Origin of the sequence: Streptomyces sp. NPDC088725 (assembly GCF_044751305.1) — a bacterium.
GTDB lineage: Bacteria > Actinomycetota > Actinomycetes > Streptomycetales > Streptomycetaceae > Streptomyces.
This window is the reverse complement of sequence record NZ_JBIVLO010000012.1, coordinates 114,237-139,728: the sequence shown is the minus strand read 5'-3', so window position 1 is coordinate 139,728 and position 25,492 is coordinate 114,237. Positions and strand designations below refer to the sequence as shown.

General features: G+C 71.6%; 25 protein-coding genes. 9 read left to right on the top strand and 16 right to left on the bottom strand.

Features of this window, described 5'->3' with window-relative positions; translation table 11 throughout:
* Positions 1-83: 83 nt before the first annotated feature.
* The 3 genes from ACIP6N_RS26350 (at position 84) to ACIP6N_RS26340 (ending at position 1,806) form a co-directional block, all read left to right on the top strand.
* On the top strand, positions 84-215 hold the full coding sequence (locus ACIP6N_RS26350) for a hypothetical protein (RefSeq protein ID WP_401819491.1): 132 nt from the start codon (positions 84-86) through the stop codon (positions 213-215).
* Between the two features lie 14 nt (positions 216-229).
* Entirely contained in the window at positions 230-994 is a 765-nt protein-coding gene (locus ACIP6N_RS26345; RefSeq protein ID WP_401819488.1) for a hypothetical protein, read from the top strand.
* A 206-nt stretch (positions 995-1,200) separates the two neighbouring features.
* Positions 1,201-1,806 (top strand): hypothetical protein, encoded by a 606-nt coding sequence (locus ACIP6N_RS26340; RefSeq protein ID WP_401819486.1) that lies wholly within the window; start codon positions 1,201-1,203, stop codon positions 1,804-1,806.
* A gap of 91 nt (positions 1,807-1,897) precedes the next feature.
* Here ACIP6N_RS26340 and ACIP6N_RS26335 read toward each other — a convergent pair whose 3' ends face one another.
* Positions 1,898-2,386 (bottom strand): hypothetical protein, encoded by a 489-nt coding sequence (locus tag ACIP6N_RS26335; RefSeq protein WP_401819485.1) that lies wholly within the window; start codon positions 2,384-2,386, stop codon positions 1,898-1,900.
* A gap of 311 nt (positions 2,387-2,697) precedes the next feature.
* On the opposite strand from ACIP6N_RS26335, the gene ACIP6N_RS26330 reads away from it, so the two are divergent.
* A complete protein-coding gene (locus ACIP6N_RS26330; protein WP_401819483.1) occupies positions 2,698-3,360 on the top strand; it encodes a class F sortase in 663 nt (220 codons plus the stop codon).
* Between the two features lie 82 nt (positions 3,361-3,442).
* On the opposite strand, the gene ACIP6N_RS26325 is transcribed toward ACIP6N_RS26330, so the two are convergent.
* Positions 3,443-4,309 carry a polysaccharide deacetylase family protein gene (locus ACIP6N_RS26325; RefSeq protein ID WP_401819481.1) on the bottom strand — a complete coding sequence of 289 codons (867 nt, stop codon included), beginning with the start codon at positions 4,307-4,309 and terminating at the stop codon, positions 3,443-3,445.
* A gap of 168 nt (positions 4,310-4,477) precedes the next feature.
* On the opposite strand from ACIP6N_RS26325, the gene ACIP6N_RS26320 reads away from it, so the two are divergent.
* Complete coding sequence (locus ACIP6N_RS26320; protein ID WP_401819479.1) at positions 4,478-4,939, top strand: universal stress protein; 462 nt, start codon at positions 4,478-4,480, stop codon at positions 4,937-4,939.
* A gap of 104 nt (positions 4,940-5,043) precedes the next feature.
* Here ACIP6N_RS26320 and ACIP6N_RS26315 read toward each other — a convergent pair whose 3' ends face one another.
* Complete coding sequence (locus tag ACIP6N_RS26315; RefSeq protein WP_401819476.1) at positions 5,044-6,237, bottom strand: CapA family protein; 1,194 nt, start codon at positions 6,235-6,237, stop codon at positions 5,044-5,046.
* Between the two features lie 266 nt (positions 6,238-6,503).
* Between ACIP6N_RS26315 and ACIP6N_RS26310 the strand changes: the two genes are divergently transcribed.
* Positions 6,504-7,154, top strand: a complete 651-nt coding sequence (locus ACIP6N_RS26310) for a sigma-70 family RNA polymerase sigma factor (protein ID WP_401819475.1) — start codon at positions 6,504-6,506, stop codon at positions 7,152-7,154.
* 36 nt (positions 7,155-7,190) lie between these two features.
* Positions 7,191-7,703, top strand: coding sequence for a hypothetical protein (locus ACIP6N_RS26305; RefSeq protein ID WP_401819584.1), 513 nt, complete (start codon positions 7,191-7,193; stop codon positions 7,701-7,703).
* 94 nt (positions 7,704-7,797) lie between these two features.
* Here the strand turns inward: ACIP6N_RS26305 and ACIP6N_RS26300 are convergent, their stop codons facing one another.
* From ACIP6N_RS26300 to ACIP6N_RS26280, 5 genes are all read right to left on the bottom strand, one after another.
* Complete coding sequence (locus tag ACIP6N_RS26300; protein ID WP_401819473.1) at positions 7,798-8,988, bottom strand: histidine kinase; 1,191 nt, start codon at positions 8,986-8,988, stop codon at positions 7,798-7,800.
* A 28-nt stretch (positions 8,989-9,016) separates the two neighbouring features.
* Positions 9,017-10,507 (bottom strand): cation acetate symporter, encoded by a 1,491-nt coding sequence (locus ACIP6N_RS26295; protein WP_401819471.1) that lies wholly within the window; start codon positions 10,505-10,507, stop codon positions 9,017-9,019.
* Entirely contained in the window at positions 10,504-10,881 is a 378-nt protein-coding gene (locus ACIP6N_RS26290) for a hypothetical protein (protein WP_401819470.1), read from the bottom strand. The genes ACIP6N_RS26295 and ACIP6N_RS26290 overlap by 4 nt, the downstream gene beginning before the upstream one ends.
* 104 nt (positions 10,882-10,985) lie before the next feature.
* Positions 10,986-11,735, bottom strand: a complete 750-nt coding sequence (locus ACIP6N_RS26285) for a LytR/AlgR family response regulator transcription factor (protein ID WP_401819468.1) — start codon at positions 11,733-11,735, stop codon at positions 10,986-10,988.
* 75 nt (positions 11,736-11,810) lie between these two features.
* Positions 11,811-12,713 carry an Fpg/Nei family DNA glycosylase gene (locus tag ACIP6N_RS26280; protein ID WP_401819466.1) on the bottom strand — a complete coding sequence of 301 codons (903 nt, stop codon included), beginning with the start codon at positions 12,711-12,713 and terminating at the stop codon, positions 11,811-11,813.
* A 164-nt stretch (positions 12,714-12,877) separates the two neighbouring features.
* On the opposite strand from ACIP6N_RS26280, the gene ACIP6N_RS26275 reads away from it, so the two are divergent.
* Positions 12,878-13,585, top strand: a complete 708-nt coding sequence (locus ACIP6N_RS26275) for an alpha/beta hydrolase (RefSeq protein WP_401819465.1) — start codon at positions 12,878-12,880, stop codon at positions 13,583-13,585.
* A gap of 205 nt (positions 13,586-13,790) precedes the next feature.
* Here ACIP6N_RS26275 and ACIP6N_RS26270 read toward each other — a convergent pair whose 3' ends face one another.
* From ACIP6N_RS26270 to ACIP6N_RS26255, 4 genes are all read right to left on the bottom strand, one after another.
* Entirely contained in the window at positions 13,791-14,666 is an 876-nt protein-coding gene (locus ACIP6N_RS26270; RefSeq protein WP_401819464.1) for an amidohydrolase family protein, read from the bottom strand.
* A gap of 77 nt (positions 14,667-14,743) precedes the next feature.
* Positions 14,744-15,718, bottom strand: a complete 975-nt coding sequence (locus ACIP6N_RS26265) for an aldo/keto reductase (RefSeq protein WP_401819462.1) — start codon at positions 15,716-15,718, stop codon at positions 14,744-14,746.
* Between the two features lie 195 nt (positions 15,719-15,913).
* The gene (locus ACIP6N_RS26260; protein ID WP_401819461.1) at positions 15,914-17,986 is read right to left on the bottom strand and encodes a SpoIIE family protein phosphatase; all 2,073 of its coding nucleotides are present in this window, start codon (positions 17,984-17,986) and stop codon (positions 15,914-15,916) included.
* A 44-nt stretch (positions 17,987-18,030) separates the two neighbouring features.
* A complete protein-coding gene (locus tag ACIP6N_RS26255) occupies positions 18,031-19,098 on the bottom strand; it encodes a DUF6777 domain-containing protein (RefSeq protein WP_401819460.1) in 1,068 nt (355 codons plus the stop codon).
* 398 nt (positions 19,099-19,496) lie between these two features.
* On the opposite strand from ACIP6N_RS26255, the gene ACIP6N_RS26250 reads away from it, so the two are divergent.
* A complete protein-coding gene (locus ACIP6N_RS26250) occupies positions 19,497-20,054 on the top strand; it encodes a DUF1990 family protein (protein ID WP_401819458.1) in 558 nt (185 codons plus the stop codon).
* A gap of 66 nt (positions 20,055-20,120) precedes the next feature.
* On the opposite strand, the gene ACIP6N_RS26245 is transcribed toward ACIP6N_RS26250, so the two are convergent.
* From ACIP6N_RS26245 to ACIP6N_RS26230, 4 genes are all read right to left on the bottom strand, one after another.
* Positions 20,121-20,291 (bottom strand): hypothetical protein, encoded by a 171-nt coding sequence (locus ACIP6N_RS26245; protein ID WP_401819457.1) that lies wholly within the window; start codon positions 20,289-20,291, stop codon positions 20,121-20,123.
* A gap of 222 nt (positions 20,292-20,513) precedes the next feature.
* Positions 20,514-22,007 (bottom strand): SDR family NAD(P)-dependent oxidoreductase, encoded by a 1,494-nt coding sequence (locus tag ACIP6N_RS26240; protein WP_401819455.1) that lies wholly within the window; start codon positions 22,005-22,007, stop codon positions 20,514-20,516.
* 215 nt (positions 22,008-22,222) lie between these two features.
* Entirely contained in the window at positions 22,223-22,978 is a 756-nt protein-coding gene (locus tag ACIP6N_RS26235; RefSeq protein WP_401819454.1) for a GNAT family N-acetyltransferase, read from the bottom strand.
* Positions 22,979-23,093: 115 nt separating this feature from the next.
* Positions 23,094-25,442 carry a GH92 family glycosyl hydrolase gene (locus ACIP6N_RS26230; protein ID WP_401819451.1) on the bottom strand — a complete coding sequence of 783 codons (2,349 nt, stop codon included), beginning with the start codon at positions 25,440-25,442 and terminating at the stop codon, positions 23,094-23,096.
* Between the last annotated feature and the right edge of the window lie 50 nt (positions 25,443-25,492).

The window sequence follows — 25,492 nt, the reverse complement described above, 5'->3', positions numbered from 1 at the left end:
CGGCGCCACCGCCGCCCAAACCGGCTCCCGCACCGACACCGAGCCCGACACCGTCACCGTCGGCCCGCCCCACACCGTCCGCGGTGGCCGTGCCCGTCTACCGCAAGGCGGTACGCAAGCAGCCCAGGAACGGCACCTCTCCCGTCCTGATGATGCTCGTGATCACCGCCCCGGCCGTACTCGCGGTGGCCGTACTGCGCCCCCGTTCACGCTGAACCACGGAGATTCCATGTCGGAATGGCTCGTACTGACCATCGCGATGGCCGCCGCGTGCGTCGTCGTCCTCACCATCGTCGTCATCAACAGCCGCAACATCCCCGAGGACGACGACCCCTCGCAGACCCCTGACGTCCTCGACTACATGACGATGATGATCGGCGTGATCTACGCGATCGTGCTGGGCCTGGCCATCGCCGGGGTCTGGGAGGCCCGCAGCGCCGCCCAGGAGTCCGTACGCCAGGAGGCCCAGGCCATGCACGAGGTCCAGGAGCGGGTGCAGGTCTATCCGCCCGCCGTCCGGGACCGCATCCGCGGCGATGTCGACGCGTACGTCTCGTACGTCGTGAAGGACGAATGGCCGCACATGTCCCGGCACCGGGAGCTGAGCCCCCGGGGCACCCAACTGCTCGACACCGTACGGCGCGACATCACCCAGTACCCGCCGAAGACCGACCTCGAGGGCCAGGCCTACCAGCCGCTCGTGGACGCGGTGGCCGCCGCCGACGACGCCCGCGGAGCCCGTGGACAGAACGCCGGCGACACCATGCCGGGGGTCGTCTGGTTCGGCCTGATCACCGGTGCCGTGGTCACGGTCGGGCTGATCTTCCTGCTCCAGATCAGGCGGACCCTCCGCGAGCTGCTGCTCGCGGGACTCTTCAGCGTGCTGATCGCCTTCCTGCTGTTCCTCATCTGGGACTTCGACGCCCCGTACGGCCGCGGCATCGCGGCGACCGCTCAGCCCTTCATCGATCTCTTCCCGCACATCCGGTCGTAGCCGGGGCGTGTCCTCACACGGGTGTCCGGGGAAGCGTCCGGCCACGAGAGGGCGTCGGCCGCCCGGGGGACACGGGTGCTCCATTCGCCCGACTGCGATCGCGAGTGGGCGCAGGCGCTCCTAGCGTTTCCGGCATCGAGGCGCATTCCCTTCCTCTTGTGGAAAAAGGTTCCGCAGCTGCTCCTCGGGGACCCGGAGGATTGCCCATGCGGGTGATATGCCGCGCAGTCGCCGCTCTGCTGGGAGCGGGAGCTCTCGCACTGACCGCTTCCACCGCGTCCGCCGCGCCCGCCGCACCCCAAGGCGACATAACGCCGTTCGGGTTCAGCATCACCCCTTCGACGGTCGCGGCGGGCGGCAGGGTCACCCTGGCTCTCACCGACTGCGACACCGGAGCCACCGTCACCTCCGCGGTGTTCGACACCGTCACCGTCCCTCCGGGCGGTACCGCCACCGCCACCGTCGACCGGGACGCCAAGCCCGGTGCCCAGTACCGGGTGCGATTCAGCTGCGGCGGCGAATCGGGCACGACCGCTCTGACCATCGCGGGCGGTTCACCGGCGCCGCGCCCGCGCCCCACACCGACGCCCGCGCCGACCCGTACGGTGGCGCCCACCCGGGTGCCGCCCCTGACCCCGGTCACCACCGCGCGCTCCAGCCCCCTGGCGACCGGGGGCGTCAGGGGCGGCCTCGGGGGCAGTGTCGGCGGGATCGACACCGGTGAGATCGTCGGCGGGACGATGCTGGTCGTGGCCGCCGCAACCGGCGCCGTCCACGTCGCCCGCAGGCGGGCGGACGGACGCGGGCACTGACTCGAATCCGGCCGCGTTCTACGCCCGTCGCCCCGAATCCTGATTCCGGATTCGGGGCGACGGGCGTCGGACGTGACACGGAGAACGGAGGTCAGGCCGGACCGCCGCTCAGCCGGCGACGCCGCGCGATGAACACCGAACCGCCGATGGCCGCCGAGGCCACGAGCCCCGCACCGACCCCCATCTCGGCCGAACTCGGACCGACGGAACCGCCGAGACCGCCGAGCGCGCCCCGTCCCCTGACCACCTCGAACTCACGGCTGACCGGGCTGGTGCCCGGGTCGTTGCACTTGACGGACAGGCTGTAGCGGCCGGGCGTCGCGTTGTTGTAGATCCGCGCCGTGGCACTGACGTGCCCCGACGAGTTCACCGGCAGCTCGACCTTCGGGAAAGCGTTGGACGTGACCCTGCCACCGTGTCCGCAGCCTTCCGCGGTGATCTGGATCGAGCCGCCCTGATGGACCGTCTCCGGATTGACGGTGACGTTCCTCGGACCGTTGGTGGCCCCGGCCAGCGGGGCGGAGAGCACCACGGCCGCGCAGGCGGCCGCGGACACCGCGAGAGCGCGTGAAGCACGCATCGTTGAACCTCCAGTGGAAGACGCCCCGAAGCCGTGCTCCGGGAGATTCGACGAGTACGCCTCCCATGACGAACCCTCACCGGACCTCACACGCGGCGCATTTCGGCACTGGTCCACCCCGGTGATCCGACACGCCGGGAAGAAGTGTCCGTGCCTGACGGATCCGCAGGTCACAGGGCGTCAGGAATTTTGCGGGGCCCGTTGGTCTGTTGGGTCACCGCCGCCCGCCACGCCACCCGTTCGCGCGCCAGTGATCGCCCCCGGGCGGCTGCGCGCTTAGCGTGCCTACAGGCGCCCACGAAGGGAGAAACATGGGCCAGGACCACAGCGGCCCGGAGTCGAGGAAGCGCCGTCCCTGGGGCGTGCTGGCTCTCGTCATGCTCACCGGCATCGCGATGATGCGCAACGGAGTGGACGCACCGCTGGGGCCTCCGCAGCCCGCGTCGGCGGCCGCACCGGACAGCCGGCAACAGGACCCCGCGGCCCTCGTCGCCGCTCCCCCGAGCGTCGAGCCGCTGCCCTTCGCCCCGATGGCGCGCGTACGGATCCCCGAGATCAAGGTCGACGCCCCGGTCATGGACGTGGGCCTGGACCGGGACGGCTGGATCGAGCCCCCGTCACCGCAGGATCCCAACATGGCGGGCTGGTACCAGAACGGCATCTCCCCCGGACAGCGCGGTACGTCCGTGGTGGTCGGCCACGTCGACAACGAGGCGGGCCCGGCCGTCTTCTACGGGCTCGGTTCGCTGAAGAAGGGCGAGCACATCGAGGTGACCCGCTTCGACGACCGGGTCGCGGTGTTCGAGATCTACGGCGTCGAGGTGTTCTCCAAGAACGACTTCCCCGGGACCCGCGTCTACGGCGACACCGGCTTCCCCGAGCTGCGCGTGATCACCTGCGGCGGCGGCTATTCCAAGGCGGGCGGCTACGACGGCAATGTCGTCGTCTTCGCCCGGCTGATCAAGACGCGCTGAACAAACCGCCACTGAACAGGACGCACCGAACACGACGCGCCGAACGGCCGCCCGGACTGCACCGGGCGGCCGTGGTGCGTGGTCAGCGGTGCGGCACCGCGATGCGGTAGCCGTCGTCGATCAGTTCCGGCAGATAGCGGCGCAGCGCGGCCACACTCTGCGTGCGGATGCCTCCGGCGTCGTGCTGGAGGACCACGGCCCCCGGTTCCGCGCCGTCCTGGACCGCGCCGACGATCTTGCCGACGCCCGGCACCATCCAGTCCTCCGTGTCGATGGTCCAGGCGAGCGGTTCCATGCCCAGCTCCGAGCCCAGCTCGAACGCGTCCTGGTTCCAGGAGCCGTAGGGCGCGCGGAACCAGAGCGGCGCGGTGCCGATGGTCTTCTCGATCTGCTCGCTGGTCCGCTCCATCTCCTCGCGGATCCTGGCGCGGGAGAGTTTCGGGAGTTCGGGGTGTGTCCAGGTGTGGTTGCCGACGACGTGACCGTCGTCGGCCGTCTCCCGCAGCATGTCCCCGTAGTACGAGACCATTTCGCCGCACACGAAGAACATCGCCCGCACGTCGTGCTCGCGCAGTACGCGCAGAATCTGCCGGGTGTAGCGGGGGTCGGGCCCGTCGTCGAAGGTCAGGACCATCGCGTGGCCGAGTCCTGGCAGTTCCATGAAGGGCTTCTGCCGTACGGGGGGCGCGGGTCTGCGGTATCCGTTCGGCGCGTCGGCCGTCATGGGCTGAAGACGGTAGGCCGACGTGTGGAGGGGAGCACCCGCTCTCGGTACGGCGGCCGGATGCCGGGCGGCGCCGGGACCGGCCGCCGGGGGCGGGGCGGCCTTGGTGGGGCCGGGCGCGGGAGCCTCTCCCGTGAGCAGCACCCGGGCGGTGGCGGCGGCGCCGAGGCAGGCGGAGATCTGCAGAAGAGCGCGACGCCTCGGAATCATCTTGTCCTTTTTCATGACTAATAGCTCGCATGGCCGATGCCTCGCACGACCGACCGACACGGCCCCGCGCGGGAAAGCACCCGATGGAACCAAGAGCGGCTCTCCCAACGGGACGACTTCGCAGATCAGCGCTTCAGGGGACCGCCGCAGACCCGCCTGCGGGGAACGGATAACCTGCCTGCCGTGACTGAGCAGCAGCCCACCCAGTTCGAACGCGGGACCGACGGTCCCAAGGTGATCGTCGTCGGCGTGGACGGCTCCCCGTCCTCCATGCGCGCGTCCTCGTACGCCGCCGGTCTCGCCAGACGGCAGAACGCGCTGCTCGCCATCGTCTACGTACAGCCGGTACTGCCCGCGGGCGCGGCCCTCGGCGCCACTGTCGCGGACACGACCGGGGAGATCGCCGAGAGCCTGGTGGCCGACATCCGCACCGCCGCCGAGCGTTCCCGGGGCGTGTGGGACGTCCGCTGGGAGTTCCACACCTTCCACGGCGACCCGTACAGCGGACTGGTCACGGCGGCCGACGAACTGACCGCGGACGCCGTGGTGGTCGGCGCCTCGGAGTCCGCGGGGCACCGGATCGTCGGCTCGGTGGCGGTACGGCTGGTGAAGGCGGGCCGCTGGCCGGTGACGGTCGTCCCGTAACGGCGCGCGCCGGGACCCGGCGATGCCGTGGCGCAGGGACGGGTCGCCGGTGCCGTGTCTCGGACGGGTCGCGGTGTCGTGGCGTCGTGGCGTCGTGATGTCGGTCAACGGCCCATGGTGAGACCGTCCTTGGCCGCTCCCCGGCTGAACACGGCGGCACTGATCTCGTCCCGCGCCTCGCGGTAGTCCGCGCGGTCGGGCTCACGGCGCGATGCCTCCGGCAGGTTGACCACACGGCCTGCCCCGGTGTCCATCCACTGCGGGACGAACTCCGCCTTGCTCACCCTCCAGCGCCCGCCGCGCTCCGCGGGCGGCGCGAACGTGAACCGGCCGATCGACCCCTGGTTGCCGCGCGGGTCGTTCTCGTCCGCGTAGTTGATCATCGAGCCCGCGACCTGGTCACCCATCCCGTAGACGACCCAGGTGCCGTTGACCTTCTCGTACGCCTGCGGGACATGCGCGTGCGTGCCGATGATCAGATCGATGTCGGGCCGGCCGCCCGTGGCGGACGCGGTGAGCTTCTTCGCGAGGCTCATCTGCCGGGCGTCCGGGGCCGTCTCCCACTCCGTGCCCCAGTGCGCGCTGACCACCACGACGTCCGCGCCGGCCTCCCTGGCCGCACGCGCGTCGGCGATGATCTTCTGCGGGTCGATGAGCGAGACCGCCCACGGCTGCCCGTCGGGGAGCGGAATGTCGTTGGTGCCGTACGTGTAGGCCAGCTGGGCGACCTTCGCACCGCCCGCCGTGAGGAGGGCCGGACGCATGGCCTCCGCCGCCGAGCGCGCAGAACCGACGTGTTTGACGCCCGCCCTGTCGAGCGCGTCGAGCGTACGGCGCACCCCCGGACTCCCGTCGTCCAGGCTGTGGTTGGAGGCCGTGGAGCAGGAGTCGTAGCCGGTCTCCCGCAGCGCCCGGGCGATCTCCGGCGGTGAGGCGAACGAGGGATAGCCGGTATAGGGGCCGCCGGCCTCGCCGTACACCGTCTCCATGTGACAGAGCGCCACGTCCGCGCCGGAGACGACCGGTTTCACCCCGGCCAGCATCGGCCGGAAGTCGTAGCCGGCGCCGCCCGCGTCGGCGCCCGCCCGGCGGATGACCGAGTCGTGCGGCAGGACGTCGCCGGAGGCGACCAGCGTGAACCCGCGCCTCGGCGCCGCGCCGCTGACGGCCGAAGGCCCTGCGGAAGCACTGCGCGGAGGCCCGGGAGGCGGGGTGTTCCGCGGTACGCCGCAGGCCGTCACTGTTCCGAGGAGCAGCACGGCCACGGCCGCCGCTCCGTTTCGCACGCGTGGTGTCATCGGGCAGTCTCCGTGACTCTGGGGAATGTGACCCCAAACCTGCCATATAGTCATATTAATGCCAGTCAGGTGACCAACCGGGCAATAGTCACGGAAGCGGCCAACACTCCCCGCGCGACCGTTCACCGCACCACTCGGCGCCGTGAACGACCGCTCGTCGCACATCTCTGCGCGCCACCTGTCCCCGGGCGCCCGGATGCGTTCGGATACGCCAGATGGCGGCGACCGCCGGCCACTGGCGACCCCCGCGCGAAAGGGCGTTCACGATGACCACCGCCACGCCCACCGGAACGACCGACGAGCGGACGCTCGCGGCGCTCCAGCGGCAACACGGCCCCGCCCTCCTCCGCTTCCTGCTGGGACTCACCTACGGCGATCAGCAGCGCGCTGAGGACCTGCTCCAGGAGACACTGGTGCGCGCCTGGCGCCACCCCGAGGTCTTCGACGCGCCCTTCGAGTCGATGCGGCCCTGGCTGTTCACCGTCGCCCGCCGGCTGGCGATCGACGCCCGCAGGTCGAGGATGGCGCGTCCGGCCGAGATCAGCGACGAGGTCCTGGCCGCGACAGCCGCGCCGCAGGACCTCACCGAGACCACCGCCGCGACCCTGGACGTACGGGCCGCTGTCGAGACACTGAGCCCGGAGCACCGGGCGGTGCTGGTGCAGATCTACTTCCGCGGGCTGAGCATGCCGGAGACGGCGAAGGTGCTCGGCATTCCACCGGGCACCGTCAAGTCCCGGTCGCACTACGCGCTGCGCGCCCTCGGCCGCTCGCTGCCCGGCTACAGCAGACGGACGGAGAACGAGCGCGCTTCCGGCCCCTCACCGGCATCACCCGTCACAATCCGTTCCCGTACCCGGCCCGATCCCGCACTTCTGGTCACGCGAGGCGTCCGTCGCCGGTTCAATGCTCCCTGAAGCGGACTTCGGGGAGAGGAAGGAAGGCGGAAAGTGATGCGCCCGGAACGTACGGAAGGGGCCGGTGGTGGACTGCTGGTGCCCATGGCATGGATGTACGCGGAGTACATCGCCGACGAATTGCTGCGCACGGGCGACCTGATGCCGCCCACGACGCTCGAATACCGGGCGGGCCGCGACGCGCTCGCCCTGACGATCTTTCTCTCCGACGGTTCGGACCACGGTCCTCAGGTCGGGGCCAGGATGGAGGAGTGGCGCTCGCTCACCGCGTACGGGAACACCTGGCGTGAATGGGTCTGCGGCCGGCTCGACGTACGGGAAGCTGCCGCCTTCGAGGCCGGTACGGCCGACCGCGATCCGGATCTGGAGCTGGCGGGCGCCGCGTGGCGGTGGCTGGAGGAGACGGAGCTGCTGGCGCCCGATCTCGACGCCGTGGGCCCGGCGGCCGAGGATCCGTTCACGGTCGCGGAGGAGGAGGGGCCGCAGGTGTGGACCCCGGCCTGGCAGCTGGGACTGCCGCTGGGGCATCTGGCGATCCACCTGTTCTGACCGTTGCGACCCGGTGGGCCGGGCGAACCACGCCATGCCGTGCGAACGGGGTGAACCGCGCCGGTCGAACGGGGCGGGGCCGGCCGGGCCGTGCTCAGCTGCCGTGCACACCCGCGCGGTACTTGGGGACGCGCACGGTGACCTTCATCCCGGCGCCCACCCCCGTCTCGATGACCAGGCCGTACTCGTCCCCGTAGACCTGGCGCAGCCGTTCGTCCACATTGAGCAGTCCGATGCCGGTGGAGGCGCCGCCCTCGCCGCGCAGGATCCGGCGCAGCCTGTCCGGCTCCATGCCCACTCCGTCGTCCTCGATCACCACCTCGGCCTCGGAGCCCGCGTCCAGCGCGCTGATGGTGATGCGGCTCGTGGTGACCGCGCCTTCGAGCCCGTGTTTGACGGCGTTCTCCACGAGTGGCTGGAGGCAGAGGAACGGCATCGCGACCGGCAGCACTTCCGGGGCGACCTGGAGGGTGACGGACAGCCGCTCGCCGAACCGGGCGCGTACCAGGGCCAGATACTGGTCGATGGAGTGCAGTTCGTCGGCGAGCGTAGTGAACTCGCCGCGCTGGCGGAACGAGTAGCGGGTGAAGTCGGCGAACTCCAGCAGGAGTTCACGGGCGCGCGCCGGGTCGGTCCGGACGAAGGAGGCGATGGCGGCAAGGGAGTTGAAGATGAAGTGCGGGGAGATCTGCGCGCGCAGCGCCTTGATCTCCGCCTCGATGAGCTGGGTGCGGGAGCGGTCCAGTTCCGCCAGTTCCAGTTGTACGGAGACCCACCGGGCGACCTCCTCCGCGGCTCTGGCCAGGACGGCCGACTCGCGCGGCGCGTAGGCCACGAGGACACCGAGCACCCGGTGTTCGACGGTCAGCGGGACCGCGACCGCCCAGCGCAGCGGGCAGTCGAGGTCGCCGCAGCCGCCGGCGAAGGCCGCGCCGCGCCCGCCGGCGAGCACCGCCCCGACCTGGTCCATCACCTCCTCGCCGTGGTGCTCGCCCAGCCCGTCCCAGGCCAGGACCCGCGCCCGGTCGGTGAGGCAGAGCGCGTCGGTGCCGAGGAGGGAACGCAGCCGGTGGGCCGCCTTGCCCGCGCTCTCCTCGGTGAGCCCGGCCCGCAGGGGAGGGCCGGCGAGCGACGCGGTGTGCAGCGTCTCGAACGTGGCGTGCTCGACGGGGGTGCCGACGTCGCTGGTCCGCTCCGGGCGCGCGGTGCGCCGGCCGAGCAGGAAGCCGCCCGCGAGCAGCAGCGGGCCGAGGACGATCAGTACGGCGAGGGCCGTGCCGCTCATCGCGCGCCTCCGCCGGGGCGAACCGCCGTCACCGCGCGCCTCCCCGGCCGCCCGGCATCAGGGACTCCGGCAGGTGAAAGCGCGTCATCGCCGCGTTCGTGCCCGGCGGGATCCGGTTCTGGGTGGCGAGGGAGACCAGGATCATCGACAGGAAGCCCACCGGGACCGACCAGACGGCCGGCCAGGCGAGCAGCGCGTGCGGCCAGCCCGCCCGCACGGACCCGGTGACGGTGACCACCGTGGCGGCGAAGGAGAGTCCGCCGCCGAGCAGCAGTCCCGCGACGGCGCCCGGCGGGGTGAGCCGCCGCCACCAGATGCCGAGCACCAGCAGCGGGCAGAACGACGACGCGGAGACCGCGAAGGCCATGCCGACGGAGTCGGCCACCGGCATGTCGCTGACCACCAGCGACCCGCCGAGCGGTACGGCCATGGCGAGCACGGTCGCGAGGCGGAAGTGCCGTACGCCGCGCGCGGGCAGCACATCCTGGGTGAGAACACCGGCGACGGCCATGGTCAGACCCGAGGCGGTGGACAGGAAGGCGGCGAAGGCACCGCCCGCGACCAGTGCGCCGAGCAGTGCACCGCCGGCTCCCCCGATCACCCGCTCCGGCAGCAGCAGGACGGCCGCGTCGGCGCCGGCGCCGAGCGGGAGTTCGGGTACGTACAGCCGGCCGAGCGCGCCGTAGACGGGCGGCAGCAGGTAGAACGCGCCGATCAGCGCGAGGACGGCCACCGTCGTGCGGCGGGCGGTCCCGCCGTCGGGGCTGGTGTAGAAGCGTACGACGACATGGGGCAGTCCCATCGTGCCCAGCAGGGTCGCGACGATCAGTCCGTAGGTCGCGTAGAGCGGGTGGCCGGCGCGGCCCGCCGCGTCCGCCGTCACGGCGAGGTCGATGTGCGGCCTGCCCTCCCCCTGCCGGGTGAGCAGCAGGAACAGCGCGGGGACGAGCAGCGCGGTCAGCTTCAGCCAGTACTGGAACGCCTGGACGAAGGTGATGCTGCGCATGCCGCCCGCCGCGACCGCCACCACCACGACCAGCGCGACGAGGACTCCGCCGAACCAGCCGGGCACTCCGGTGAGGGTCTTCAACGTCAGCCCGGCGCCCTGGAGTTGCGGTACGAGATAGAGCCAGCCCGCGCCGACCACGAACACACTGACGAGCCTGCGCACCGCGGGCGATTCGAGCCGGCCCTCGGCGAAGTCGGGCAGTGTGTACGCCCCTGAGCGGCGCAGTGGCGCGGCGACGAAGACCAGCAGCACGAGGTAGCCGGCGGTATAGCCGACCGGGTACCAGAGCATGTCGGGGCCGTGCAGCAGGACCAGACCCGCAATGCCGAGGAAGGAGGCGGCGGAGAGGTATTCGCCGCTGATAGCGGCCGCGTTGAGCCCTGGCCCGACCGTGCGGGAGGCGACGTAGAAGTCGGAGGTGGTACGGGAGATCCGCAGGCCGAAGCCACCGACGAGGACGGTGGCGAGCACCACGAGGGTGACGGCGGTGACCGTGTAGCTCTGGCTCACGTCGGCGGCCGGTCCCTGACGAGCCGGGCGAAGTCCCGTTCGTTGCGCTCGGCCCGGCGCACGTACCACCAGGCGAGGAGGGTGAGCAGCGGATAGGCGGCGAAGCCGAGCACGACCCAGGACGCCGTGGCGTCGCTCAGCGCGGAGAAGGCGAGCGGCAGGGTGCCGACGACCAGTGCGAGGGTCCCGAACGCGGCCAGTGCGGCGCGTAGTTGGCCGCGCATCAGGGAGCGGACGTAGGCGTCGCCGAGCGCGGTCTGGTCATCGATCTCGGCCTGGGCGCGGTAGCGCGCCGACGGCCGTACCCGGCGGGGTTCGCCGGTGACGACCTCGCGGCGCGGCGCGGACCGGTGCGGCGCCGGCTCCCCCGTCACGGTGTCTCCCCACTCTGTCGTTCCCGGGCCTCTGTTGACGGCGGGCCTCCGCTGTCCCCGGGCCCGGAGTGTACGCACGCCCCCGATCCGGAGGGAAGCCCTGGTCAGCGCCCCGGTTGCCGCATCAGCAGATCGCGCAGCGCCCGGCTGTGGCGGCGGCTGACCGACAGCTCGGCGCCGCCGACGCGTACGCTCATCGCGCCCGCGTCGAGGCGCAGTTCGTCGATCCGCGCCAGGGCGACGAGATGGCGGCGGTGGATCCGGACGAAGCCCCTGGCCCGCCAGCGTTCCTCCAGTGCGGTGAGGGGGATGCGCACCAGATGGCTGCCCGCGTCGGTGTGCAGCCGCGCGTAATCGCCCTGGGCCTCGGCGTACGCGATGTCGGCGACGGCCACGAAGCGGGTGACACCACCCAGTTCGACGGGGATCTGATCGGCGGCGGTGCCGGTCACCGGCGCCCGCTCCCCCACCAGTTCGGCGACCCGGCGGACCGCTTCGGCCAGCCGTTCCCTGCGCACCGGTTTGAGGACGTAGTCGACGGCCTTCAGGTCGAACGCCTGGACCGCGAAGCCCTCGTGGGCGGTGACGAAGACGATGAGCGGGGGCTCGGCGAACCCGGCGAGCAGCCGGGCGACGTCGAGTCCGGTGAGGCCGGCCATATGGATGTCGAGGAAGACCACGTCGACGGCCTCGGGGTCGCCGGGGCCCGCGTCCAGCGCGGCGCCGATACGGCGCAGGGCCCCGGTTGCGCCGGTGGCGCCCTCGGCGCCGCTGATCCGCGGGTCGGCGCGGAGCAGATACAACAGCTCTTCGAGGGCCGGTTCTTCGTCGTCCACAGCCAGTACGCGCAGCATGACGCCGGAGTTTACGGCCAGGGAGAGGCCGCTGAGTCCGTGCGAACGGCCCTGTGTACCGGGCCGGTTGAGGAACTACTTGAGGAAACGGGACATCCTGCGGTCCGCGAGCGGTTTGCCACCTGTCTGGCAGGTCGGGCAGTACTGGAGCGAGGAATCACTGAACGAGACCTCTCTGATCGTGTCGCCGCACACGGGACATGTCTCGCCGGTACGGCCGTGCACCCGCAGTCCGCTTCTCTTCTCCGCCTTGAGCCCTCCCGCGGCCACCCCGCGCGAACGCCCGACGGCCTCGGTCAGGGTGGTGCGCATCGCCTCGTAGAGGACCGTGATCTCGTCCTCGGAGAGGTTGTGCACCGGCTTGAACGGCGACATCTTCGCGGCGTGCAGGATCTCGTCGCTGTAGGCGTTGCCGATGCCCGCGATGAGGCGCTGGTCGCGCAGCGCGCCCTTGAGCTGACGCCGTTCACCGGCGAGCAGCGCGGCGAACGCGGCACGGTCGAAGGAGTCGTCGAGCGGATCGGGGCCGAGGCTCGCGATGCCGGGGACGTCGGAGGGATCGCGTACGAGATGGACGGCGAGGCGCTTGGTGGTGCCCGCTTCCGTCAGATCGAATCCGTCGCCCTCCGACAGCACGACGCGCAGGGCGAGCGGTCCCTTGCCGGGGCGCGGGGGCGCGTCGGGGAAGGTGTCCTTCCAGCGCAGCCAGCCCGCGCGGGCGAGGTGGACCGCCAGATGCAGCCGCTCGCGGCGCGCCCGGCGCCCGCCGCCCCGGCGGGCCGGGCCGTACGCGACGATGTCGAGGAACTTGCCGTGGCGGTCGACGGCGGTGACAGTGGCGCCTTCCAGCGCGGACAGCGGCGGGTCATAGGTCTTCATGACGTTGACGGTCAGGGGCAGGACGCGGACGATCTCCCTGCCCACCAGCCGCCCGTCGAGAAACTCTCGCAGCGCTTCGACTTCGGGTACCTCCGGCATGCTTACCAGCGTGCCGCAGGGCACGCGCCGATGCCCGGCGAGCCGGTGCGATCCCGGAGGCATCCGCGGCGGCGCGGGCTACGAATCATCCGTGACGGGCCGCTTTCCCCCGCGACCGTCCGCAGAGTACCGCCCCCGAACGCACCCCGGAGAAAGGCCCTCTCGTGCCCGTACGGACCCGCAGGAGTACGGTTCCCCCCGCCCTGGTCATCGACAGGACGGCCGCGCGTCCGAACGCCGCCGTCCTGCTGCTGCACGGCGGCCGCTCGGAGAGCGAGGAACCGCCGACCCGGCTGAATCTGCCGGGCGTCCGGATGCGCCCCTTCGCCAGGTCGGTGCTGCGCGCCACCGAGGAGGACGACGTGGTGGTGGGCCGGGTGCGCTACCGGCACCGGGGCTGGAACGGCTGCCGCGCCGACGCTGCCAGGGACGCCCTGCGGGCGCTGGACGAGCTGGAGCTGCTGGTGGGGCAGGTGCCCGTGGTGCTCGTCGGGCACTCGATGGGTGGCAGGGCCGCGCTGTCCGCCGCCGGGCACGGCCTGGTCAGCGGTGTGGTGGGACTCGCCCCCTGGTGTCCGCCCGGTGAGCCCGTGGAACAGCTGGCCGGCCGTCGTGCCGTCCTGCTGCACGGGGACCGCGACCGGACCACGGACCCGGGCGGCTCCGTCGCGCTGGCCTCCCGCGCCCGGCGGGCGGGCGCGGAGGCGGGCACCGTACTGCTGTCCGGCGGTGACCACCCGATGCTCCGCAGGGCCGCCACCTGGCACTCTCTGGCCACCGGATCGGTTACCGCCCTGCTGGGCCTGGGCCCGTTCCCGGAGGTGGTGCGCCGGGCCCTGCTGGGCGGCGACGGCCCGGCGCGGTACGTCTGACGGCGACGCGTCCACGGCGGGGCCCGGCGCGGTACGTCCGAGGGCGGACGGATCCACGGCCGGGTCCGGCGCGGTCTGTCGGAGGACGGCGGGTCCGCGGCCGGTTCCGGCCCGGCACATCCGCAAGCGAACAGGCCCACAGCCGGGACCAGCACGGTACGTCCGCGAGCGGACGGGGTCCGTGGCCAGGGTCCGCTTCCGGCCCTCAGAGACCGTAGACGCGCCGCGCGGTGTTCGCGAACACCGCGTCCCGTTCGGCCTCGCTCAGCTTGTCGGTGAGAGTACGGGCCGCTTGGAGGACTTCGCCGTACGAGGCGGCGAGCCGTGACACCGGCCAGTCGGAGCCGTACATCACCCGCCCGGGTCCGAAGAGCCCGAGCACGGTCTCGGCGTACGGGCGCAGTCCTTCGGCCGTCCAGGAGTCCCAGGCGGCCTCGGTGACCATGCCGGAGAGTTTGCACACCGTGTTCGGCCTGGCGGCGAGGTTCCCGAGGTGGTGGGCCCAGGGTTCGAGGTCGCCGGAGGCGATCGGCGGTTTGCCGAGGTGGTCGAGGACGAAGGTCAGGCCGGGCAGCAGGGCCGCCGTCCTGGCCGCCGCGGGGAGCTGGTGCGGCAGCACGATCAGGTCGTAGACGAGCCCGGCCTCGGCCACCGCCGCCAGACCGCGTTTGACCTCGGGCCGCAGCAGCCACTCCGGATCGGGCTCGCCCTGGACCTGGTGCCTGATCCCGACGAGCTTGTCGCCGCCGGGAAGTGCGCGCAGCGCGGCGAGGGTGTCGGCGATGTCCGGCGCGGTGAGGTCGGTCCAGCCGACCACGCCGGCGACGAGGTCGCTGGAGCCCGCCGCGGCGAGGAATTCCGGGGTCTCCTCTGCCACGGCGATGGTCTGGACGAGGACAGTGGCGCCGACCCCCGCGGCCCGTGCCACAGGTTCCAGGTCGTCCAGGGAGAAGTTCCGCCGGATGGGAGCCATCTCGGGCCCGGTGATCCAGTCCTGGTCGCGTACGGACAGGTCCCAGATGTGGTGATGGGCGTCGACGACGGACGGCCGGTCACTCGGCTGATGGGTCTGCTGTGTCATGAGGCGTCAGTGCTCCCGGGCGGCGGGCGGCGCGGCTTCGGCGCCGCCCGCGAAATGGTCGTGTGCGGTATCAGTGCTCACAGCGCTCCGTCCCCGGGCAGGAGACCTTCCGCGCGCAGTTCGGACCAGAGGTCGTCGGGGACGGGGCGGGCCATCAGTTCGGCCGTGTCCCGTACCTCGTCCGCGGATCTGGTGCCGACCAGGACACTCGCGACCGCCGGATGGCGCAGCGGGTAGTGCAGCGCGGCGGCCCGGACGGGCAGGCCGTGGCGCCGGGTGACGGCGTCCATCCGCAGGGCCCGGTCGAGCAGGCTCGCGGGGGCGGCGGCGTAGTCGTACGTCGCGCCGGGGCGCGGGTCCGCGAGGAGGCCGGAGTTGAAGACCCCGCCGACCACGACGCTCTTGCCGCGTGCGGACGCCTCCGGCAGCAGCTCTGTGAGGGCCGACTGGTCGAGGAGCGTGAACCGTCCCGCGCACAGGACGGTGTCGACGTCGGTGTCCCGCAGGAAGCGGGTGAGCATCTTCGTCTGGTTCATCCCGGCGCCGATCGCGCCGACGACGCCTTCGGCGCGCAGCCGCTCCAGGGCGGGATACGCCTGCTCGAACGCCTCGTTCTCATGGTCGTCGGGATCGTGCAGGTAGGCGACGTCGATCCGGTCGAGGCCGAGGCGTTCGAGGCTTTCCCCGATGCTGCGGCGTATGCCGTCGGCGCTGAAGTCCCAGACGCGGCGGTGCGTGGCCGGTACGGCGAAGCCGTCGTCGAGGGCTTCGCCGGTGTCCGGCAGGGGTTCGAGCAGCCGGCCGACCTTGGTCGAGAGGGTGTAGCTGTCACGGTCCCGGGCGCGCAGCGCCTCGCCGAGCCGGCGTTCCGAGAGGCCGAGGCCGTAGTGCGGCGCGGTGTCGAAGTAGCGGATGCTGGCGTCCCAGGCGGCGTCGATCGCGGCCGCTGCCTGCTCGGTCGTGACCGGGGTGTAGAGGTTTCCTATTCCGGCGGCGCCGAAGGACAGTCCGGTCACCGGGACCGCACTGCTGCCGAGCGTGGTGTGCCGCATACCGGTGCCGCCTCCTGGTGGTGCGCCGACGATCACCGCGTCGTCGATCAGGACGAATATTCATCGGATGACTGGAGCGCGTCAACACCTGTGAAGCTGCTGTCTGGGGCAATTTCCCCGGCAACTGTCCGATCTATCGGCCCGGTGCCGTGGCCGATGGCTCCGTCGCTCCGTCCATGGCTCCGGGTCGCGGCCTCAGTCGGCCGACCGCTCCCCGACCGCGAACTCACACCAGACACATTTCCCGCTGCCGCGCGACTCCACGCCCCAGGCGTCCGCCAGCTGATCCACGAGCATCAGCCCGCGCCCGGAGATCCCCGCCTCGCCTGCGTCACGCCGGTGCGGCAGCGCGCTGGAACGGTCCTCCACGTCGATACGCAGCCGCTTCCGCGATCCGGAGACGACCCGTACGGTCACGACCGCGCCGCTCTCGGTGTGCATCAGCGAATTGGTGATCAGCTCGTCGGCGGCGAGTTCGATCTCGTCCGCGCGGTCCCTGGCCCCCCAGGCCGACACGGCGGCCCTGATCATGCGGCGAGCGGTGCTGAGCGCCTGCGGATCGTTGCGGGAGACGTGCTGCTGGAGCCGGCCGCCGGACTGCGGCGCGTACACCCCGCGGCGGCGCAGCAGCAGGACGGCTACGTCGTCCTCGCCGCCCCGCTCGTCCACCGCGTCGCAGAGCCGGTCGGCGAGCATCTGGAGGTCACGCGGTCCTTCGCCGACGAAGGCGGCGAGCTGCTCCATGCCGTCGTCCAGATCCGTGCCCGGCTGCTCGACGAGACCGTCGGTGTAGAGCACCAGGGTCTGACCGGGGTCCAGTTCCATGGTCGTGACGCCGTATTCGAGCTGTTCGAAGTGCGCGGACAGGCCGAGCGGCATCCCGCCGCTCACCGGCAGTCTGCGGCAGCTGCCGTCGGCCTCCCGGATCAGCGGGTCGACGTGGCCCGCCCTGACCAGCTCGACCACCCCCGTCGAGAGGTCGGCCTCCGCGTAGACGCAGGTCGCGAAGCGGTCGGTGTCCAGCTCGTGCAGGAAGAGCGAGGCCCGCGCCATCACGGTGGCCGGTGAGTGGCCCTCGGCGGCGTACGCGCGCAGCACGATGCGCAGCTGGCCCATCACGGCGGCGGCGTGGGTGTCGTGGCCCTGTACGTCGCCGATGACCGCGCCGACGCGGTCGCCGGGCAGCGGAATGACGTCGTACCAGTCGCCGCCGATCTCCCTGCCGAGCCGGGCCGAGCGGTAGCGGACCGCGATCTGGGCCCCGGGTACGGCGGGCACCCTGCGCGGCAGCATCGCCTGCTGGAGCCCTTCCGCGAGGTCGTGCTCCTGCTCGAAGAGCACGGCGCGCTGGATGCTCTGGGCGATGCTGCTGACGAGGGCGACCAGCAGATTGCGGTCCTCGGCGCTGAAGCCGTTCTTGTCGCCGTAGAGGAGCCCGAGCGCGCCGATCGGGCGCCCCTGGGCGATCAGCGGGAGATAGGCGGCCGCGGTGATGCCGAGCCCGTCGATGTACGGCCACAGGTCCGGGTAGGCCGCCTCGAACTCCTCCGCCGACTCGATGAAGGACGGGGTGAGCGTGCGGATCACGTCGCTCATCGGGTACTCCTCGTCGACGCGCGTGATACGGGTGCCCGGTACGAAGGATCCTTCGGGCCCCTCGGCGACCAGATGGATCCTGCCCGACTCCAGCAGGCCCATGACCAGGCTGTTGGCGCCCAGCCGCTGGAGACCGTGGGACTCCTTCAGTACGTCGATGACGTCCTGGACCGTTCTGGCGTGGGCGAGTGCCGCGGTGGTGTTCTCGACCACGCTCGTCCGCACGCGCCGGTCCCCGACCAGCCCGAGGCGCGCGGTGGCGTCCGCCAGCTCCTGGGCGGCGTCGCGGACGACGCCGATGACGCGGTGGGCGGTGCCGTCGTCGTCGCGGCTGATGCGGCCCTGGGTGTGTGCCCAGCGGCGGCTGCCGTCCTGCAGTCTGATTCTGAGGTACGCGCCGAAGGTGGCGCTGCCGTCCTTGAGCGCCTGCGACACCAGCTCGACGATCCTTACGCCTTCGTGACCCGGAACCCGGGAGCCGAGTTCGGACGGCCGTCCGCCGTACTCCTCGGGACTCATGTCGAACACCGCGAGCGCGGGTCCGTCCAGATACATCAGGTCGCTGTCGAGGTCCCAGTCGTAGGTGCCCATCCGGTTCAGCGCCATGCTGCGGGCCGGCCGGGCGGGCCAGTCGTCGGGGAGCGACAGAGGTCCCGCCTCCCGATCAATCATGAACATACTTTTTCATCATTTATAGGAATTCTCGACCGGTCCGCTCAGCCCTGATAGGTATCGGGGCCGACCAGCTCGATGCTGGTCTGCTGTGCGTCCGGCATCGCGGGGTACAGCCCGCCGTCGTCCGGCACGGTCTCGTGGTCGCCATCCGGCGAGGAGGGAGCGTCTTCCGTCGGCGCCTCCGTAGGGACGGGCGCGCTGTTCTGTTCGGACGGGGCTTCCGACGGCGTGGAGGCCGGATCGCTCCCTGACGGCTCCGGCCTGGCGGGCGTCTCCTCGGGGACCGGCGGCACCACGGCCTCCGGGTCGGTGATGTCGGCCTCCGGGGCGTACGGCGGATCGGCGTCGGGCCGGCCGTCCTCGTCGCCGTACGTGCCGGTGGGCCGCTCCACCCAGACACCGTGGCCGACATCGGCGACGATCAGGCTGCCGAGGACCTGCGCGGTACGGACAATGAGCACGACCCGGTCGGGCCGGTACGCCTGCCAGCGCGCACCCCGGTGCACGACACCGCCCTGCACCGCGACGGCGGGCCGCAGCGGACTGCCGCAGGCGCAGCGCACACGCGGCAGCCCGTGGTTGTCGACCAGCACGGCGGTGCCCGCCTGGAGCACGGACTGGAAGGGGGTGGCGGACCCGCTCCGGAAACCGTGGTTCGTCACCCGGGTGTCGGCGCGCAGCACCACGGGGGTGAGCTCGCGCAGGAACGAGGGCACGGAGGCGCGGCCGATGCCGGCGGCCTCGGCGAAGGCCCTGGACTTCGTCCGGTTCTCGATGAGGAGGCGGACCTGCCGCTCGACATCACAGCTGGAGCGCGACCGGGTGACGCCGTAGACGCCGGGCGTGGAGCTGGGCAGGGTGCGCGCCATCCGCACGGGACCACCGGACGCGGCCGGGGCGCTCAGCGCCGATGGCGCGGCGGAGGAGTCGCCGGACCGGGCGGAGGAGCTGTCGGAGCGGGTGGAGGGCCCGGACAGGGCCGTCGCCGTCGACTCGGTGAAGGGATCCGGGCCCTTCGCCGTGGCCGACTGGAGGAAGAGTTCCCTGGCCTCCGGCGCCTCTTCGCCGCCGACGTCCCCGCCGCAGCCCGCCGTGATCAGAACAGCCACGGACAGCGCGGTAAGCGCGACATGCCGACGTCGGATGGGTGAGCGCACCGGAGTCTCCCGCCTCTTCCTTCTGGAATATCCCCTTATGTCTGCCGGATCCCGCGCACTCCCGCAAGCCGGGGCAGAGCCGGGTGCGGGACACCTTGAACCCGATCGGGCGGCGCCCTAAGCTCGCCGGAGAAGAAATTGAACGCGTTCAAGCCGGGGAAGGTGCGAGATGTCCGCGCTGGTCAGCATGATCTCGACGCCCGGGATGCCGGGGTGACCGTCCCCGCGCCACGGCGCGCTCCGGACCGGCCGGACAGCGCGCCCGCTTCCGCCCGTCAGGCACTACGCCGCCGGTGGCGCACGGCTGCCGCGGCGGCCCGGGCCCAGCCAGGATCCGAAAGGAGCGCCGGATGAGTTCCGTGTCTCCGCCGAGCCCACCTGATTCACCGAACACCCCTCGGCGAACGCTGAGTTACCCGGAGGTCGGGGCGACCAGGACCGGTCTGCTCCCCGACGGCTACCGGCATCTGCGTCACCGCGTGCCGATCGGGCGGGGCCGCGCGGTCTTCGACGCCGCCGGGGCCGCGGTGACGGGGTGGCAGCTGCATCGCCGCGCCGGCGCGCGCGTCCGGGCGTCCTCCTCGCGGGCCGAGCCGGGCACCGTGGTGGAGGTCGGCCTCGGAATGGGCCCGCTGCGGCTCACCGGCACGTGCCGGGTCGTGTGGACGGCGTACGAGAAGGAGCGGACCGGTTTCGCGTACGGAACGCTGTCCGGGCATCCGGAATGCGGCGAGGAATCCTTCGTCGTGGATCTGCGCGAGGACGGCTCCGTATGGTTCACCGTCGTCGCGTTCAGCCGCCCCGGCCGCCTGCTCACCCGGCTCGCGGGTCCCGTGGGGCCCCTGTTGCAGCGGGCGTACGCAAGACGGCTCGGGAGCACGCTGCGCCGGATCGCGGCAGCCGCCTGACACCGGACACGACTGCGCCCCGCGCCCTCCTGATCAAGGGGGCGCGGGGCGCGCGGGCCGGGCGGGTCAGTCGACGCCGGGGAGGATGTGCGGCTCCGCCAGGTCGTCCTCGTAGCCTGCCAGCCGGATCGGGGCCGACCTGGCCCACACGTCGAGGCAGCCCAGCTTCTCCGGCCTGCGGGGCCGCTCACCGGCTTCCGGTGGTTGCTGGTCGTGCTTCGTCAGATCTGGGGTCACGGCGCACTCCTTTGTGTCACGCAACTCTGGGACAAGGGCAGTCACGTCGCGGTGGCGCCGTTTCTCGGGCGGGACCGCGGCCGTGGTAGGGGGCCTTGTCCCCGGAGCGGCCGTGGAGATGGTGGATCCCCTGGTGGCCGCCCGTCGCGCCCCAGCCTAGCCAGATGAGCGGAAGGGCGCTCGATGGGTCTCCATTCGGGTGACGTTTCCGGCCAGTCGGCTCTACCAGTTGGCGGGCGCGTAGTCCTTGAGGAAGCAGCCGTACAGCTCCTCGCCCGCCTCACCGCGCACGATCGGGTCGTAGACCCGGGCCGCGCCGTCGATCAGGTCGAGCGGGGCGTGGAACCCCTCGTCAGCGAGCCGCATCTTGTCGGGATGCGGGCGCTCGTCGGTGATCCAGCCGGTGTCCACCGCCGTCATCAGGATGCCGTCGGACTCGAACATCTCCTGCGCACTGGTGCGGGTGAGCATATTGAGCGCGGCCTTGGCCATGTTCGTGTGCGGGTGTCCCGCGCCCTTGTAACCGCGGCTGAAAACACCCTCCATGGCGGACACGTTCACCACGTATGTCCGGGCGGCCTCGGCCGCGACCATCGCCGGGCGGAGCCGGCTGATCAGGATGAACGGCGCGGTGGAGTTGCACAGCTGGACTTCGAGCAGTTCGACCGCGTCGACGTCGGACACCGTCTGGACCCAGCTGTTGGTGTCGTGCAGGTCGGGCACCAGGCCGCCGGCGTCGATCGCCGTGCCCGCCTCGATCCTGGCGAGGGTGGCCGAGCCGCCGACGAGTGCGAGGTCCGTGACGTCCGAAGCGGTCAGCGCCTCCACGCCGCCGGAGGGCAGGACGGCCTGCGCCCCGCTGCCGAAGGCCCCGATGACCTGGGAGGCGGGAAGCTCGCCCGCGGGCAGCGGGGCCGACTCGGCGGCCAGCAGTTCGCTGTACGCCTGCGGGGAGCGGCGAACCGTCTGCGCGGCGTTGTTGATCAGGATGTCCAGCGGGCCCTCGGCCGCGACGGAGTCCGCGAGCGCGACGACCTGCGCCGGGTCGCGGAGGTCGATCCCGACGATCTTGAGGCGGTGGATCCAGTCGGCGCTGTCGGGCATCGCCTTGAACCGGCGGATCGCGTCCGTCGGGAAGCGGGTGGTGATGGTGGTGTGGGCCCCGTCGCGCAGCAGCCGCAGCGCGATGTACATGCCGATCTTGGCGCGGCCACCGGTGAGCAGCGCGCGCCGGCCCGTGAGGTCCGTACGGGCGTCCCGGCGGGCCCGGTTCTCGGCGGCGCACTTCTGGCACAGCTGGTGGTAGAAGGAGTCGACCTCGACGTAGCGGGTCTTGCAGATGTAGCAGGAGCGCGGCCGCTTGAGCAGGCCCGCGATCTCGCCGGTGACGGAGGAGGAGGGCAGCAGGCCCTGCGTCTCGTCGTCGATGCGCTCGGCGGAGCCCGTGGCCGTGGCCTCGGTGACCGCCTTGTCGTGGGCCGTCTTGGCCGCCCTGCGCTCCTGGCGCCGGCGCTGCTTGACCGTGCGGTAGATCCCGGCGGTGGCGCGCCTGACGGCGATCGCGTCGGGGTGGTCCACGTCGATCCGGTCGAGTTCGTCCAGCACGCTCAGGCAGACGGCCAGCCGTTCCGCGTCGATGCCGGGACCGAACGCGGGGCTCTCGCCTTCGGCGGAATCGTCGCCGTACACCGCCGGGCTGTCCTCTGTCACCGTCATCTGCTGCCGTTCCTCGTTCACTCGAATACCGGAGGCCCGAAAGGGGGCTTTTGTTCGCTATTGCGGTGATCCCCGCAGGTCAGGAGCATACCGACGCGCCGGGGGTCAACAAAATCCCACTATCTTATCCGGTGCGGGGGGTGCGTGGCCGGTGCGGGGGTGCGTGGCCGCGCCGACCGCAATCGGCACCGGCCACTTCCCCCGCCAGACGCTCGTCAGCCCGCGACGCCCGCGGCGGCGGGCACCCGGGCCCCCAGGAACGTCAGGGTCCTGCGCAGCTCGAAGCCCAGCGACTCGTACAGCCGCACGGCGCCGGTGTTGGACGCGGCCGCGTGCAGGAACGGTGTCTCCTCGCGGGCGCGGATCCCCGCGGCGACCGCCAGCACGAGGCGTCCCGCCAGGCCCTGGCCCCGGAACTCGGGAGCGGTGCAGACAGCGCTGATCTCCGTCCAGCCCTCCGGGCGCATCCGCTCGCCCGCCATCGCCACCAGCACGCCGTCGCGACGGATTCCCAGGTAGGTGCCCATCTCGATGGTGCGCGGCAGGAAGGGGCCCGGCCTGGTGCGCTCGACCAGGCCGAGCATCTCGGGTACGTCGGCGGGGCCGAGGACCACAGCCTCCTCGTCCGGTACGGCGACGATCCCGGCGTCGACGAGCTGCACGCCCTCGGCCGAGAAGTGGATCTCCCAGCCGTCCGGCGGCGGTGCGCCGGCTCCCGCGAGGGTGATCGAACCGCCGGGGCCGGCGAGCGCGGCGGCGTCGGCCCAGTCCCGCTCGTCCGGCAGGTCGGGCAGCGCCACCCACGGGGAGACATCGGGCTGGTAGCGCAACAGCCTGCCGCGCCGTTCGGCGAAGTGGGCGTGCGGGCCCGTCAGCGCGGCGCGCACGGGGTTGTCCAGCGGATGCGCGTCAGCCGGAGGCACCGGCCGCCGCTCGCTGGGGAGCGACACGGCAACGGACTCGTCGGGCATGTGATTCCTCGCTCTTACCGATGACAACTGCCGCCGCCCCGGGTACGACAGCTCTGAAGGAAAGCTCCGGGACGACAGCAGGTGCAAGCCGGATCGGCGGATCACTATTCCCGCGCTAGTTCCCCGCGAGCGGAGGCGGCGCCGCGCCGTCCCCGGTGCCCCAGTCGGAGGGCTCCGTACCGACGGACAGGGACAGCTGCCTGCCGGAACGGATCTCCTCCGTCGTCAAGTAGGTGGCGGCGTGCGGCGCCCCGTCGACCCGCGCGGACCGGATGTAGCGCGCGCTGTCCGACGTCCCGGGAGCGGTCACGGTGAATCCGCCGTGCGGGTAGTACCTACGGTCCAGCGTGAGGTCCACCCGCTCGAAGACGGGGGTGGAGAGGCCCCAGGTGTCGGTGCCCGGCTGGACCGGGAAGATCCCGATCGAGGACAGCACGTCCCACGCGGACATCGTGCCGAGGTCGTCATTGCCGGTCATACCGGTCGGGGCGTCCGTGAAGAGCGTCAGCGCCGCGTGCACCACGTCGGTCGCCTTCCAGGGCTGCCCGGTGGAGAGGTACATGTACGGGGCGATGAGGTCGGGCTCGTTCTGCGGGTTGTACTTGTCGGCGTTGTAGTAGTCGTACGGGCCGTTCACCCAGACCTCGCGTGCGGTCTTCGCGGGGTCCTTCAGCAGTTCGTCGTAGGCGAAGAACGAGTCGAGCCTGGCGTTCGCCGCTTCCTCGCCGCCGATCAGCCCGACCATGCCGGGCAGGTCCTGCGGCACCATCCACTGGTACTGCCAGGCCGTTCCCTCGTGGAATCCCTCGCTCTGCGCGGGGTCGGACGGGCCGGTGAAGGCGCCCTGTTCGTCACGGGCCCGGAAGAATCCTGTCGAACTGTCGAAGATCTTGCGGTAGTTCTGGGCACGGTCGGCGTAGCGCCGGGCGTCGTCGTCATGACCCAGGTCGCGCGCCATCTCGCCGAGCATCGCGTCGGACAGCGCGTATTCGAGCGTCGCCGAAGCGCCGTGGTCGTAGTCGGAGTCACCGGGCTTGGCGTGCGCCCTGTCCTTGATGTAGGGCGCGAAACCGTCCTTGAGGTAAGGGACGTTGGCCTCGCGGCCGACGCCGGGGGAATCGGCGGGCGGGACTCCGTCCGCGTTCTTCTTCAGCGCCCGGTACGCCTGTTCCTCGTATCCCTTCAACAGCCCCTGCTGGTAGGCGTTGGTGAGGAAGGGAGTCACCGGGTCGCCGGTCATGATGTTCGTCTCGACCGTGCCGTAACCCCACTTGGGCAGCCAGCCGCTCTCTTCGTCGATCTTCAGTACGGAGATCGCGATGTCGCGTGACTCACCGGGCGCGAGCAGGGCGAGGAGCTGGGTCTGGGTGCGGTAGGTGTCCCACAGCGAGAGGTTCTGGTAGTACGTGAAGCCCTTGGCGCGGTGGATCTTCTGGTCCCAGCCCGTGTACCGGCCGTCGATGTCGCTGCCGACGTTGGGGGCGAGGAAGGACCGGTAGAGCGAGGAGTAGAACGTCCTGCGCCGCGTCTCGTCGCCGCCCTTGGCCTTTACGTCGCCGAGACGGTCCTCCCAGGCGGCCCGCGCGGCGCGCACCGTACGGTCGAAGCCCGATCCGCCCTCGGCCCGGAGGTTCCGGGCGGCGCCGTCGGCGTCGACATAGCTGATCGCCGTCGTCGCCTCGACGGTGCGGTCCTTGGAGGTGTCGAACCGCAGCCAGGCGCCGTTGCCCGCCGTGGAGACGGACTTCTTGGTCCCCTCGGTGACCGTGGTGCCGTTCCAGGTGCCCGAGGTGGTGAACGGCCGGTCGAAGCGGGTGACGGTGTACACGGTGTACGGCTCGGTGTCCTGGCAGAAACCACTGCCGGTGATGGCGGTACGGACCGTGCGCGAGTCGAGGATCTCCACCGAGGTGGAGAGCGTCTTGTGCAGCGACTGGCCCGCGTTCAGCAGGACGTTGGCCTTGTCGGTGGCCGGGAAGGTGTAGCGCTGCACGCCGGTGCGCTGCGTCGCCGTGAGTTCGGCGGTGATGCCGCCGTACGAGGTCAGCCCGACCTTGTAACTGCCGGGCGAAGCCTCCTCGTTGTCATGGCTGAAGTCGGCCGCGTAGCGCGCGTAGTCGGTCTCCGTGATGTCACCGGTGGTGGGCAGGATGGGCAGGTCACCACCGAGACCGCAACCGACACCGGAGAGGTGGACACTGCTGAAGCCACGGATCTGCGTGTCCTCGTAGGCGTAGCCGGTGTTGTGACCGGTGTCGGGAGAGAGCTGCACCATCCCGAACGGTACGGATGCCCCGGGATAGGTGTTGCCCTCGTTCTGCGTACCGATGAAGGGATTGACCAGATCGGTCAGGCGTTGCTCGTGGGGTGCGGCCTGAGCGGTGGGCGCGGCCAGCACACCCCCGAGCAGCGCGGCGGCGGCGAGCGCGGCTCCCGCGCCGCGCAGCCATGGGGTCCGTCGCATGGGATGAGCCTCCAGGGATGAGTCGGTCAAGGTCGTTTTCGAACGAGGTG

Coding starts and splice junctions, on each gene's coding strand:
- ACIP6N_RS26345 (WP_401819488.1), top strand. CDS start 230: ATGTCGGAATGGCTCGTACTGACCATCGCGATGGCCGCCGCGTGCGTC.
- ACIP6N_RS26340 (WP_401819486.1), top strand. CDS start 1,201: ATGCGGGTGATATGCCGCGCAGTCGCCGCTCTGCTGGGAGCGGGAGCT.
- ACIP6N_RS26335 (WP_401819485.1), bottom strand. CDS start 2,386: ATGCGTGCTTCACGCGCTCTCGCGGTGTCCGCGGCCGCCTGCGCGGCC.
- ACIP6N_RS26330 (WP_401819483.1), top strand. CDS start 2,698: ATGGGCCAGGACCACAGCGGCCCGGAGTCGAGGAAGCGCCGTCCCTGG.
- ACIP6N_RS26325 (WP_401819481.1), bottom strand. CDS start 4,309: ATGAAAAAGGACAAGATGATTCCGAGGCGTCGCGCTCTTCTGCAGATC.
- ACIP6N_RS26315 (WP_401819476.1), bottom strand. CDS start 6,237: ATGACACCACGCGTGCGAAACGGAGCGGCGGCCGTGGCCGTGCTGCTC.
- ACIP6N_RS26310 (WP_401819475.1), top strand. CDS start 6,504: ATGACCACCGCCACGCCCACCGGAACGACCGACGAGCGGACGCTCGCG.
- ACIP6N_RS26305 (WP_401819584.1), top strand. CDS start 7,191: ATGCGCCCGGAACGTACGGAAGGGGCCGGTGGTGGACTGCTGGTGCCC.
- ACIP6N_RS26300 (WP_401819473.1), bottom strand. CDS start 8,988: ATGAGCGGCACGGCCCTCGCCGTACTGATCGTCCTCGGCCCGCTGCTG.
- ACIP6N_RS26285 (WP_401819468.1), bottom strand. CDS start 11,735: ATGCTGCGCGTACTGGCTGTGGACGACGAAGAACCGGCCCTCGAAGAG.
- ACIP6N_RS26280 (WP_401819466.1), bottom strand. CDS start 12,713: ATGCCGGAGGTACCCGAAGTCGAAGCGCTGCGAGAGTTTCTCGACGGG.
- ACIP6N_RS26270 (WP_401819464.1), bottom strand. CDS start 14,666: ATGACACAGCAGACCCATCAGCCGAGTGACCGGCCGTCCGTCGTCGAC.
- ACIP6N_RS26265 (WP_401819462.1), bottom strand. CDS start 15,718: ATGCGGCACACCACGCTCGGCAGCAGTGCGGTCCCGGTGACCGGACTG.
- ACIP6N_RS26260 (WP_401819461.1), bottom strand. CDS start 17,986: ATGATTGATCGGGAGGCGGGACCTCTGTCGCTCCCCGACGACTGGCCC.
- ACIP6N_RS26250 (WP_401819458.1), top strand. CDS start 19,497: ATGAGTTCCGTGTCTCCGCCGAGCCCACCTGATTCACCGAACACCCCT.
- ACIP6N_RS26240 (WP_401819455.1), bottom strand. CDS start 22,007: ATGACGGTGACAGAGGACAGCCCGGCGGTGTACGGCGACGATTCCGCC.
- ACIP6N_RS26235 (WP_401819454.1), bottom strand. CDS start 22,978: ATGCCCGACGAGTCCGTTGCCGTGTCGCTCCCCAGCGAGCGGCGGCCG.
- ACIP6N_RS26230 (WP_401819451.1), bottom strand. CDS start 25,442: ATGCGACGGACCCCATGGCTGCGCGGCGCGGGAGCCGCGCTCGCCGCC.